The 12,365-nt window shown below is 60.0% G+C and carries 11 protein-coding genes; 3 read left to right on the top strand and 8 right to left on the bottom strand.

Features of this window, described 5'->3' with window-relative positions; all coding sequences use genetic code 11:
- Nucleotides 1-3: 3 nt before the first annotated feature.
- On the bottom strand, nt 4-1,998 hold the full coding sequence (locus ABEH28_RS10695; protein WP_192171935.1) for a methyl-accepting chemotaxis protein: 1,995 nt from the start codon (nt 1,996-1,998) through the stop codon (nt 4-6).
- Nucleotides 1,999-2,115: 117 nt separating this feature from the next.
- Nucleotides 2,116-2,802, bottom strand: a complete 687-nt coding sequence (locus tag ABEH28_RS10690) for a hypothetical protein (RefSeq protein WP_192172279.1) — start codon at nt 2,800-2,802, stop codon at nt 2,116-2,118.
- Nucleotides 2,803-3,091: 289 nt separating this feature from the next.
- Here ABEH28_RS10690 and ABEH28_RS10685 point away from each other — a divergent pair, with 289 nt between their 5' ends.
- Together ABEH28_RS10685 and ABEH28_RS10680 are read left to right on the top strand one after the other, a co-directional pair.
- Entirely contained in the window at nt 3,092-4,249 is a 1,158-nt protein-coding gene (locus tag ABEH28_RS10685) for an MltA domain-containing protein (RefSeq protein WP_192172280.1), read from the top strand.
- Nucleotides 4,250-4,368: 119 nt separating this feature from the next.
- A complete protein-coding gene (locus tag ABEH28_RS10680; RefSeq protein ID WP_192171936.1) occupies nt 4,369-5,580 on the top strand; it encodes an MFS transporter in 1,212 nt (403 codons plus the stop codon).
- Nucleotides 5,581-5,654: 74 nt separating this feature from the next.
- Here the strand turns inward: ABEH28_RS10680 and ABEH28_RS10675 are convergent, their stop codons facing one another.
- Complete coding sequence (locus ABEH28_RS10675) at nt 5,655-5,942, bottom strand: DUF2934 domain-containing protein (RefSeq protein WP_346629884.1); 288 nt, start codon at nt 5,940-5,942, stop codon at nt 5,655-5,657.
- 121 nt (nt 5,943-6,063) lie between these two features.
- Entirely contained in the window at nt 6,064-6,396 is a 333-nt protein-coding gene (locus tag ABEH28_RS10670; RefSeq protein ID WP_346629883.1) for a hypothetical protein, read from the bottom strand.
- Between the two features lie 168 nt (nt 6,397-6,564).
- On the opposite strand from ABEH28_RS10670, the gene pseH reads away from it, so the two are divergent.
- Nucleotides 6,565-7,119, top strand: a complete 555-nt coding sequence (gene pseH, locus ABEH28_RS10665) for a UDP-4-amino-4,6-dideoxy-N-acetyl-beta-L-altrosamine N-acetyltransferase (RefSeq protein ID WP_346629882.1) — start codon at nt 6,565-6,567, stop codon at nt 7,117-7,119.
- Nucleotides 7,120-7,178: 59 nt separating this feature from the next.
- Here pseH and ABEH28_RS10660 read toward each other — a convergent pair whose 3' ends face one another.
- From ABEH28_RS10660 to umuC, 4 genes are all read right to left on the bottom strand, one after another.
- Nucleotides 7,179-7,397, bottom strand: coding sequence for a hypothetical protein (locus tag ABEH28_RS10660; protein WP_192171939.1), 219 nt, complete (start codon nt 7,395-7,397; stop codon nt 7,179-7,181).
- 147 nt (nt 7,398-7,544) lie between these two features.
- The gene (locus tag ABEH28_RS10655) at nt 7,545-7,766 is read right to left on the bottom strand and encodes a hypothetical protein (RefSeq protein WP_346629881.1); all 222 of its coding nucleotides are present in this window, start codon (nt 7,764-7,766) and stop codon (nt 7,545-7,547) included.
- A gap of 330 nt (nt 7,767-8,096) precedes the next feature.
- Nucleotides 8,097-10,025 carry a methyl-accepting chemotaxis protein gene (locus ABEH28_RS10650; RefSeq protein ID WP_346629880.1) on the bottom strand — a complete coding sequence of 643 codons (1,929 nt, stop codon included), beginning with the start codon at nt 10,023-10,025 and terminating at the stop codon, nt 8,097-8,099.
- A gap of 289 nt (nt 10,026-10,314) precedes the next feature.
- Nucleotides 10,315-11,595 (bottom strand): translesion error-prone DNA polymerase V subunit UmuC, encoded by a 1,281-nt coding sequence (gene umuC, locus ABEH28_RS10645; RefSeq protein WP_346629879.1) that lies wholly within the window; start codon nt 11,593-11,595, stop codon nt 10,315-10,317.
- Between the last annotated feature and the right edge of the window lie 770 nt (nt 11,596-12,365).

Here is a 12,365-nt window from a genome sequence, read left to right as displayed (position 1 = left end):
CGGTTAGCGAACCTTGAAGCGATCGATCATCGCCACCAGTCGCTCGTTGGACGCCATCAGCGCGTCAACGCTGGTGTCGGTCTGCTGACCACAGCCCACCAGCTCACCGACCATGTGCCGAATGGCGATCATGTTCTGGTTGATCTCCTCGGTCACCGCGCTCTGCTCCTCTGCCGCCGTTGCAATGTGCGCGCTCAGGTCATGAATACGCAGCACGGAACCAGCCATGCCATCCAGGCCTTCGTTGACCCGCGACGTGCGGTCGGCGGTGGACTGGCAGCTGACTTTGGTTTTTTCCATCGCGCCCACGGCAGTGCTCACGCCCTGCTCCAGCCGCGCGAGCATCTCGTTGATCTCCGAGGTGCTCTGCTGGGTACGACCGGCCAGCGCCCGCACCTCATCGGCCACCACCGCAAAGCCACGGCCCTGCTCGCCTGCCCGCGCCGCTTCAATGGCCGCGTTGAGGGCCAGCAGGTTGGTTTGCTGGGCGATGCCGCCGATAACCCCGAGCACATCGGTGATGCGCTTGGCATCGACCTGCATTTCCTGCACGTATTTCGTCGCGTCTTCAACTTCCGCCACCAACGCCCGCACGCTAACCGATGCTTCGTCGACGACGTCACGGGAACGCTGCGCCGCGTCATTGGCCGATTGGGTAAAGCTCGCCGTCTGCGTCGCGCTCTCGGCGACGCTGTCGGCGGTGGCGCTCATCTCGTTGATCGCGGTCACCGCCTGATCGGTTTCCGAGGCGTGGCGGTTGAGGATCTGGTTGATGTTGCGCGACTGATCCTGCAACTGCACCAGCCCGGCCGAGATTTGCTCGGTGCCGTTGCGCACCTCGACAATCATGGCTTGCTGGAAGGCGATGAACTTGTTGACCGAATGGCCGACAGCGTCCAGCTCGTCCTGGCCTTTGATCGGAATACGGCGGGTCAGGTCAGCCTCACCCGAAGACAGCGCGTCGATGTTGGTGCGCAGAACGGTCACGCGTGCCAGCAGACGGTGGAAGGCAAAGCCCAGCACCACCAGCAACAGTATGACCAGCGGGATCTGCAACCAGCCCAGGGTCTTCAGCACTTCGGTGCTGCTGGCGGTGAGCATGGCGGTCGGCAGCGATGTGGCGATGACCCACGGCGTGCCCGCGACCGGACGCAGGAAGAAGGTCAGATCACCCAGTTGCGGGTCGATGTATTCCTGGGAATACACAGCGTCGCCGGAGATCTTGCCCAGACCCTCCTGAATGGCCTTGGCGAACATCGACTGGCCGCTGAAGCCGGAAATGTTCTTGAGGATGATTTCGCCGGGGATGCGGCTCTGGTTGGTCAGGATCTTGCCGTCGCGCTCGACGATCATCACCTGACCCTGAATGTCTTTTTCCTTTTCCTGGATCAGGCCGTTGAAGAAGCCCAGGGTGACGTCGATGGTCGAAACGCCGTACAGCGCGCCATCCTTGTAGATGCCCATGGCGCAGTTGGTGCGCGGCTGCGGGCTGGCTTCGTCCTGGTAGGCAGCGGCCCAGGCGCATTTGCCCTTGGGTGCGTTCTGCCCGGCGCGGTGCCATGGCTGTTCCCAGTAGTTGGGCGCAGGGTCGGAGTTCCAGAAGGTGCTCACCACCAGTTGGCCACTGCCGTCACGGTGGAAGAATGAGCTGTGCTTGTTGCGCCCCGGGGTGCGCTTGTCCGGCATCGGCCAGACGCCGCCGCCAAAGACTTTCTGATCGCCGTACTGATCAACCAGGCCTGGCAGCACCTTGTCGATGCCATCGCTGTCCAGCAGCGGCACCGCCTGGGTGATCGCCCGGGACTGGGCCTCTACGCGGGCCAGGTCCGACAGGATACGCGTGCCGATCTGATCAACCTGGCTCAGGACTACCTGCTCCTGGGTCGCGCGGACCTTGGGCGTGACCAAGTGAACGATGCCCTGTTCAGTGATCACCGCGATCACCACAATCAAGGCCACAAATATGACCGTATAGCGCGCCTGCACTGTTTTAAACATCGTCGTCCCCATGCCAAATATTTTGTAATTGTTTTGCATACTCCTGATGGGCTATCGACCGAAAGCCGACAAGGATGAGGGGCACAAAAAAAGGTTTTCCCCCCGCCCGGCGGGGCGTCATTGCACCGGGAGGAAGTTCAGGAACAGCAGGCTCTGGGCGTAATTCAAACCGATGCGTCTATATCGCTCGTCGAGCATCTGGGTGAGCAGATCCAGGCGCGCCACGATCTTGCCGAACTCGGTGGCAAAACTGAGGTTGCTGCCCTCCTCTGAAATTTCGTTGGAGAACAGCAACAGCTCGCCATTGGCGTTCTGTCGCTGGCTCAGCAGCCAGGTGGCCTTCTCGATATTGCGCGCGGCGTTGCTGACGAAGGTCGGGTTGATCTGGTCGGTCATGAAAAATTCCAGGCGCCCGCCGTGGGCCGTGACCAACATGCTGCCGATGGCATAGATGAACGCACCGACGCGGTCGCCAAGAAACTCCGGGCTCAGGGCGTAGCTCAGCGCGGCGAGGTCACGCCGGGTGCCCAACTGCGGCAACGGCTTCTGTTGCTCGATGGCCTGTCGCACGTTGCGCTCCGCACTTGCGGCGTCAACGAAGCCGGACTTGCGCCACTCGGCGGGATTGCGCAGGTAGAGTTTGTTCATCAGCAGATAGAGGCTGTCGAGGTTGTCGGCCATGGCCAGTGTGGCCATGCGGTCCACGCTGGTCTGGAAGAACTCTTGGGGGCGGGTCTCGCTGAACTGCGTGGCGACATCCCGGCCGTCCTGGCGCGTACAACCCGCCGCGCAGAGCCCGAGCATGCACAGGGCAAACAGCGGGCGCAGGTGACGGCAAACGGATAAAACAGTGAACACGGCGAGCATCAATCCCAGGTTTCAACGAACGGGACACCGCATTCATCAGCGCGTCCCGGCCAAGGTCAGAACGGCTGAAGGCAAAAAAGTGCAATGTCGGCGGCAAATCCGCGTTTAAAGCGGTTCGGCAGACATGTGAGCTTTCATGCAAATGATTCCCTCATCCATTTGACGCCGCCGTCCGCTTTCACCAAGCTAGCCGCCTTCGCATGATTCTCAGGAAACACCCCGCGTGATGACCACAAGCCTGCACTGGCGCCGTTTCGTATTTTGCCTCGCTCCCCTGATCGCCCTGCTCGCCGCCTGTGACGGCGGTGCGCCGAAGACCAAACCCTCCGAAGCGACGACCTACGTCAGCGTCGAGTGGGACAAACTGCCGGCGGTGAACGACACCGACCTGATGGCGGGCTACAACAGCTGGTTCTCGGCGTGCAAGCGTCTGGCCAAGGACCCGGTCTGGGGCGGCACGTGCGCCCTCGCCGCCCAAGTGCCACAAAATCCTGCGGCGGTGCGCGACTTTCTCAAGAACCAGCTGCAGGTCTACAGTCTGCGTTCCTCCGAGCACGGCGCCAACGGGCTGATCACTGGCTATTACGAGCCCATCTACAAAGGCAGCGAGCAGCGCAACGACGCACACCCGGTGGCGGTGTATGGCGTGCCCGATGACCTGATCATCGTCAACCTCGACAGCATCTATCCCGAGCTCAAGGGCAAGCGCCTGCGCGGGCGCCTTGACGGCCGGGTGCTGCGTCCCTACGACGACGCCGCCACCATCGGCAACAAGGGCGCCAACGCCCCCGTGCTGGCCTGGCTGGAAAACCCCATCGACCTGCAGTTCCTGCAAATCCAGGGATCGGGTCGGGTTCAGCTGGAGAACGGCCGTCAGTTGCGCATCGCTTATGCCGATCAGAACGGCTACCCCTACAAGCCGATCGGCCGCTGGCTGGTGGAGCAAGGGCAATTGACCAAGGACGAAGTGTCCATGGGCCGCATCCGCGACTGGGCGATTGCGCACCCCGAACGCGTGAATGAGCTGCTGGGCAGCAACCCGAGCTACGTATTCTTCACTCAGCGCCCGGACAGCACCGAAGGCCCGCGCGGCTCGCTGAACGTGCCGCTCACCGCCGGTTACAGCGTGGCGATTGATCGCAAGGTCATCCCCCTCGGCAGCCTGTTGTGGCTGTCATCGACCCGCCCCGACGGCACGCCGCTGGTACGCCCGGTTGCGGCGCAGGACACCGGCGGCGCCATCGCCGGCGAAGTCCGCGCCGATATGTTCTGGGGCACCGGCGACGCGGCCGGCGAGCTGGCTGGCAATATGAAGCAGCAAGGCCAGATCTGGATGCTGTGGCCTAAAGGCGCGGCCCTGCCGGATGCCAAACCCAAGGACTGATCGAGCTGAACCGCCGCCTGATACGCCACCCGCGTCAGGCGGCGTGTATCGCGGGTTGAACTGAAATCGGTTTCAGGTATCACAGCATGCTTCTTCCCGGAAACCCTTCTCGATCTCCCATGAATACCTCCGACACCCCGCATGAATTCAACATGGGCTGGCTGCTCTTCGCCCTCGCCATGGGCGCGTTTGCCATCGGCACCACCGAATTTGCCTCGATGACCCTGCTGCCGTTTATTGCCGGCGACTTCCAGGTCACCCAGCCGCTCGCCGGGCACGCCATCAGTGCCTATGCGTTGGGCGTGGTGATTGGCTCACCGGTGATCATGGTCCTCGGCGTACGCCTGCCGCGACGGGCGTTACTGGTGGCCCTCGCTGCCTTCATCGGAATCGCCAATGGGCTGAGTGCCGTGGCGCCTTCGCTGCCGTGGCTGGTGTTCTTCCGCTTTCTCAGCGGGTTTCCCCATGGCGCGTATTTCGGCGTGGCCATGCTGCTGGCCGCGTCCCTGGTGCCGAAGAATCGCCGCGCCCAAGCCGTCTCCCGCGTGTTCATGGGGCTGACCATCGCCACCATCATCGGCGTGCCGTTCGCCACCTGGATCGGCCAGACCATCGGCTGGCGCTGGGGCATGGCCATTGTTGCCGGGCTGGCTGCCATCACGGCGGTGCTGATCCGCTGCCTCGCCCCCGCGTCCCCTGCCCAGGCCGACGCCAGCCCGTTGCGCGAACTCAACGCCCTGCGCTCGCGGCAGGTGTGGCTGACCCTGGGCATCGCCGGGATCGGCTTCGGCGGGATCTTCTGCGTGTACACCTATCTGGCCGCCACTCTGATCGAGGTCACCCATGCCTCGAGCTTCATGATTCCGGTGGTGATGGCGGTCTTCGGTCTGGGTACCACGGTGGGCAATCTGATCTGCGGCTGGGCCGCCGACCGCGCCACCATGCTCGCCGCTGGCGTCTCGCTAGGCTTCACCGCGCTGGTGCTGGCGCTGTATCCCTCGGCCACCGATAACCTGTGGCTGCTCATTCCGCTGGTGTTTTTCATTGGCTGTGGCGTGGGCCTGGCGGCGATCCTGCAAACCCGCCTGATGGACGTTGCGCCCCATGCCCAATCTCTCGCGGGTGCACTGGTGCAGAGCGCGTTCAATATGGCCAACGCCATTGGGCCGCTGGCGGGTGGCGCCGTGATTGCGGCGGGATACGGTCTGCCGGCCACGGGCTATGCGGCAGCGGCATTGACGCTGGGCGGTCTGGGCATGTGGTATTGGGCGCTGATGGATGCACGGCAGGGTGATCGCCGCGTTGCCCGGCAGGCTTCCGGGTCAGTCTGAAGCCGCGAGCTGTTTGATTGCGCGGTTGATCCGAGCTCTGCCCTGACACTGCGTCCGGGCGAGCTCCAGACCTGTCACACGTTGGGGTCTGCCTCATCGGGCGACGGGAACAACGTATCGACCTTGTGCTTGCTTGAAGTGCGAACCGGCGCCATGGCAGCGGACTCCGCCAGGCGTGTGGCCATTTCCCAGTGACGGGATTCCTGCCCTTCAGGCTTGCCTTCGGTCTCCCAGATCAACTGGGCCAACTGACGAACAGTGTCTTCGTCGACATTCATGCGTATCCCCCATTGATGCTTGCGCAGGACATTGGCCGGCGCCAGAGCGGTGCCGAATCCAGCCTCCGCTACGGTACCCGCCATGAATAGTACCAGCCGATAACGAGGGTAAATGACGGGCGTGCAAAGGTCGGCGAACGCAAGCCGGCCGCTGGTCGGACTTAACGGATCCACCGGAAATCGGCGGCGAACCACGATGGCCTCCTCAATCCCTGTTGCGTTTGAGCAACAGGCTGGCAACCAGGCCAAGGCCTGCAGCCACGCCGACGGCGGCCCAGGGATGGGTCGTCACGTAGGATTTGGCATTACCCACCGCACGAGTCAACGCAGGTTGGGCTTCCATCTCGATCTCGGTCACTGCGCTGGTGCCGCGGGCCAGAAAATCCTTCAGCCGCTCACGGGCCTGGGTGGTGCGATCCTCATTCAAGGCATCCCCTGCCGCCAGCAAGGCATTGGTCTCTTCGAGAAAAGTGTTCAGCTCGGAACGGGTTTTCTGATAAAGATCGTCACGCAGTTGTTCGGTGATATCGCTTGCCATAATAGTTTTGCCTCCTGGGTGTGAGAAAGGTTGACTAAATCGCCAATCGATTCGTTCCAGTGACTTCGAAAAAACCTCTTTTCGCCGCACCGCAATTGATCATGCACCGCTCGCGGTGCAGCCTGAATCGGGATTCAACAGCCCTATGACATATTTAAAAGGGACTCAATGAAAGTCGTGCCGATCCTCGAACTGCCCGCCGATCAACAGGCCAGCGTTCGGCAACTGCGCAACCAGCCAGACGTGCGCAAGTTCATGTACACGGACCATGAAATCGGCGAGGCCGAGCATCTGAATTGGCTCGAGGGGCTGCGCGACAGCGCCCGGCAGCAGGTCTTCGCCATCGTGATGGAAACTGCGCCCGTCGGTGTTGTGTCCCTGAGTGCCATCAACACCACCCACGGCACGGCGGACTGGGCCTTTTACCTCGACACTACGCTGCAGGGCAAAGGCCTCGGCAGTCAGGTGGAGTTGTGGATGCTCGACCACGCGTTCGGCGCCGCAGGACTGGAAAAACTCAATTGCGAAGTGCTTGAGATCAACCCGGCGGTGATCAAGATGCACCAGAAATTCGGCTTTGTGATCGAGGGCGTACGGCGGGAACACATCGTGCGCGATGGCAAGCGTATCGACGCCGTGCTGCTGGGTATCACCAAAAGTGAATGGCAGGCGCAGCGGCCCAAGGTACTAGCCACGGTGGAGCGGATTGCAGGACGTCGCTAGCGCATTGTGCGGAAATGCGCGCCCATGCTTGGCTTGATGCGGGTGGAGGTGTTCGCAGATCAGGCGATGTTAAGCAGGCGAACCGCCGGGCGTTCATCGGCTTTGCAGTACAAATAGTCGCGCCATTTTCTAAAAGCGCTCTGCTGCCGCACGAAAGCCTCTTCCCATTGCATGCCGCCGATGTGCTCGACGGGGATAGACATCATCTGCTCAGTTGCCTGATCCAGCTCGCTGATCAGGTCGAGTGCGTTAGGAATATCGTTGGTCTGAGGTCTCATCCGGGGCACCTTATTTTTTGATTAATGAATGGAGTGCCCAACCCCTTGTTAGTGCTCGCGTTCCGACGAGTGGCTCGTTTGTGTAACACATTCGTCGTGTTGTAAGAAAAACCCCACGCTGGGTGGGGTTTGGTGTGACATCGGCCGCTAGCTGTTACCGGGAGAGGGCTCTTCGTCCTCGTCGACAGGCGGATTGTCGGTAATCTCCATCTCGTCCAGCCCCTTGTTCCGGGCTGCGATGGCGGCATCCTCTTCGTTGTCGATGCCTTCAGCCGAGTCGGCACTTGCGTCGGGATAGACCTCTTCTTCGCTACCCGGCTCCGCTGGGCCCTGATATGCGTTATCTGGCCCGTTGTCTTCGATACCCATGATGACCTCCAGTGCGAATCGCAGGAAATCTGCGCTTACAGGACAGAGGTGCATCAGGAAGGATTAGTGCCCGGTGGAAGATGAATGGCGCGTGAAGCCGATGGAAACTGATCTGCCGGTCATCGCGATCAGGCCGGCCTCCAAAGGCGCATTTCAAGATCTGCCCCCGGCGCCAGTCTGTTCCCCGGCTCCCCTCTTTGCCCAGCCTTTGGCCCAGCCAGTCGCTCGAGATGACTCTTCAACAGGCCTGTACACTGAGCAACGCACTGAATGCTACGGACAAAAAAACCGCCGAAGCGGTTTCTTTTGTGCAGCCCACCGTGGGGGTCGTCACACCTTGAAGCGAGCCACCATGTTCTGCAGCGTATTGCCCAGGCGTGCCAGTTCCAATGTCGAGGCAGCACTCTGCTCCGTCGCGGTAGCAGACTGGTCAGCGACGTCACGAACACTGATCACGCTGCGATTGATTTCGTCGGTCACCGCGCTCTGCTCCTCGGCCGCAGCCGAAATTTGCTGGCTCATCTGCTCTATCGTGCCAATGGAATGCGTAATCTCTACGAGGGCTTGCTCGGCCTGCCGCGCCAGCTCGACGGTGCCCTCTGTTCGCCGCATGCTGGCGTCCATCAAACTCGACGCTTCCACAGTGCCGTGCTGGAGGGCCTGGATCAGCGCTTCGATTTCAGTGGTCGAGCTCTGTGTCCGCTGGGCCAATGACCGGACCTCGTCGGCCACCACTGCAAAGCCGCGACCCTGTTCGCCGGCGCGTGCAGCTTCGATGGCGGCGTTGAGTGCGAGCAGATTGGTCTGCTCCGCCACGGCCTTGATCACGTCGATGACGCTGCCGATCTTATCGCTGTCATGGGTCAGACGCTGCATTGCCACGCCCAACTGCCCGACCTCTCCAGACAGCTGACTGATTTCCTTGGTTGCATGCTGTACGACCGTGCTGCCATGGGCCGCACGCTCGGTCGCTTGCCGGGCCGCACGCGACGCATCCTCGGTGTTTTGTGCAACTTCTTGCACGGTTGAAGCCATTTCATTCATGGCAGTTGCCACCTGGTCCACTTCCAGTTTCTGCTGGGTGACGCCAGCGCTGGTCTGTTCGGTCGCGGCCGACAACTCTTCGGCGGCGGTTGCGATCTGGGTAATGCCCTGTCCGATGCCACCAATCAGTTCACGCAAGGAAGACGTCATGTGCTGCATGGTGTTTTGCAGCAGGCCCAGTTCGTCTTTCCGGTCTGTGCCAATGTCGTAGGTCAGGTCGCCATCGGCGATGCGACGGGCAGCGATGACGCTGTCGTTCAGTGGACGAGTGATCTGGCGGGTGATCAATGCTGCGGCGAGAACACCCAGTAACAGCACCACTAACGCAACACTGAACAACTGGATGATCGCATTGCTCTTTTCATTGTTTGCTGCAACGACCTGGGAGGCCATCAAGTCCTCGACACTTTTTACGGTGTCGGTCGTCAGCTTTTGTAACGCGTCACGTATCTGGTCATTTTGTTGCAGCATCTGCGAGATCGTCGCCATGTTCTCCTTGTACTGCCGGAGCGCGACAAGCGAGGTGTCAACTGCTGCAGTTGACTGCGCGGGTAACTGGCTTCGGGCTTCAGCCACCTGGCTAACCAGTGCGTCGGCAGTCGCAAAAGTGGCCCGGCGATTGTCTTCGGTAGGAATGCTCAAGTAACGACGGAATACCAGACGGAAGTTGGTCATACCATTGCGCAGGTCGCCTGCAATTTTCACATGGTCGATACCGGCCTGGTCTGGCGAGTTTGAAGCATCGTCCAACGTCTTCTGCAGCAGGCTCTCGAAGGTCGCGCTTACTTCATCCGAGACCTTGATCAACGGTTTCATCGCCCCATCGATTTTCTGGTTGTTGCTGACCAGTTGATCGAAGGTTTTCTTGAGTTCTGCTGCCTGGTTATCGATCCCCCTGAGCATGTCCACGTTTTTGGCGACGGTCAGGATCTGCAAACCTTTATCGATGGTGCTGTTCAATGACGCAAGGGCAACGCTATACGCTTCCGCAGCGCCGGCACTTGGGCTGGCCGCGTAGGTTTGCGACGCCACTTTAACGTCGAGCATATCGGCTTTCACTTCAGCGACCCTGGCTGCTTTCTCCAGTCGCTGGATAAGCAGGTTCGCGCTGCCATAACCAATCCCGGTAACCACCAGAACGCCCAGCAGAATGGCACCAAAGCCCAAGCCGAGCTTCTTGCTTACTTTCAAATTATCCAACCAGTTGGATCTCATCGCCTTTTAACCTTTGATTTTTTCGTAATGCTCTGTTATCGACTCCTTATATAAAAAGTTAATCAAAAGGATCATCGTTAAAACTGATGATTTAGTTCGAATTTCTCTATCGATCGTCGTTGATCACCCTCGGCCCCCGGCCAGGCTTCAGAACCCGGGCTCTTCGTTCGGGAGGGTTGAAGGGCACGCCCAACCTCATTCGAATGGCTGATTTTCGCCATTCGGGAGCGGGTGCCACGGTGGAATTAAGGGAAACCACGTGCAACGCTCGTTTCTGACAGCGATGACCCTAATTGCACCTCACGATCCACAGCTGACCGATTTGTGTCGTAAAGCTTTGACTCATCAGATCCCGCCGCATGGCCCACTCAGGGACAGCCGGCACACTCGCCGCGCGCAGCGTTCCACGCCCCCACTTGGCATTGATCTCATCCAGCACGTTCATCACCTTCTCGGCTTCCACGGGTTGCGAATGGGCGAACAGGTCGTCGGTAAATTCGCCGGGCTGCCGCAGGTCCATTAAAAGGACTTCGGCCTTGCTGTATTTGAAGCCTTCCCGGAATAAACGGTTGACCGCTTCCGTTGCCGCTTTCGTCATCAAGCGCACGTCATTGGTGGGGTACGGCAATTCGACCAGAGCGCCGTTGGCATATTTGGCCTCCTCAGGATTGAACATCCCCGTTCGGATACTGACCCGGATTTTTTTGCACAACGAGTTCTGTGCCCGGAGCTTTTCCGCGGCGCGCTGGGTATAGGTGGCGACGGCTTCCCTGATGGGCTCGATAGTTGTCAAACGGCTGCCAAACATTCGGCTGCAGCAGATCTCCTGCTTCGGCGGATCGACCTCCCCCAACTCCAGGCATGGAGTTCCCGACAACTCGCGCGCAGTCTTCTCGATCACAACGCTGAATTTCTGCCGCAGCGTCCAGGGATCGGCCTTCGCCAGATCCATCGCGGTCTTGATCCCCATGACTTCGAGATGGGCCTTCATGCGCTTGCCCACGCCCCACACTTCGCCGACGTCCGTGTTACGCAACGTCCAGTCGCGGTTGAACGGATCGCAGATATCGACCACCCCGCCGGTCTTCGCCAGCAAGCGTTTCGCCGTGTGATTGGCGAGCTTTGCCAGTGTTTTGGTGCGGGCTATGCCCACGCCCACCGGAATGCCGGTGCGCTTGTAGAGGGTCGCCCGAATCTGCCTGCCGAAAGCCGTCAAGTCGCCGGGGATGCCAGACAGGTCAGCGAAGGCCTCGTCGATGCTGTACACCTCCAGCGCGGGGACCATCGATTCGATAATGCTCATGACCCGCTCGCTCATGTCGCCATACAGCGCGTAATTGCTGCTGAACGCGATCACACCGTCTCGGCGCAACTGGTCCTTGATCTGAAAGTAAGGCGCACCCATCTTCACGAAGGGCTTTGCGTCATAGCTTCGGGCAATCACGCAGCCGTCGTTATTCGACAACACCACGATGGGCGTTTTGGCGAGGTCAGGCCGAAAGACGCGCTCGCAACTCGCATAAAAGCTGTTGCAGTCGATCAGCGCAAAGACGGGCTCAGGCTTTGTCATGATCGCGAACGCTGAATCACCACGCCCCAGATCACCCGATCGGCCGGTACGTGAAAGAAGTAAAGACGCAGCTTTTCGGCGCCGGCCGACGATGGGCCAAGAAAGGTGACGCTCATGATGCAAGCCTTGCCGTGAATAACTGTACGTATATACAGTTAACGTTTTAGCCTGCCTCCGGTCAATGTACTGTGTAGGAATTTCGACGGGTGACCGTAGGTGCGGACGCTACTCGATCTACGAGTCTGCAGACCGTTGCTCTGAGGGGCTTGTGCCAGAGCAGTTGGTCATTAATGGATACGACTTTTGGCTGATCGAGCTTACGATGTCGCGCCGGCGGCTCGTATTGAGGGTATGGCGATGTGCGGCACGCCGGCGGGACAATTCGCTGGGTTCGAAGTGTGACGGAAGTGGGAAATGTGAGGAATCAGGGGTTGCGAATGCAAGTCAAACTTACACATATAGGGAAAACAAGATGAAATCTGGGATGCTGGCTTTACTGGTCATTGCAGTCGCTATGCTGTCGGGGTGTAACCACTTTAGCCAAGGCGATTATCGGGGCATACACAGAGCCGGAACCATTCCTTGCAATGGCACACCGCCGAATCAGCCAGGATGTTATTGAAGGCACACGTGGTGCCTTCATTCGCAGCAAGATGAATGCATTCAACCGGCTCATGCAACTCATGTCGACGAGCTCGTCGAGGTTTTACTGCAATATCTTTTCGACGAGCCTCGGCGCTTTCATCGGGGAGGCTATACCCAGCTCGGCA

Origin of the sequence: Pseudomonas sp. Ps21-P2, from assembly GCF_039672565.1 — a bacterium.
Lineage (GTDB): Bacteria > Pseudomonadota > Gammaproteobacteria > Pseudomonadales > Pseudomonadaceae > Aquipseudomonas.
Note: the sequence above shows the minus strand (reverse complement) of the source record. Positions and strands in the feature narration are given on the sequence as shown.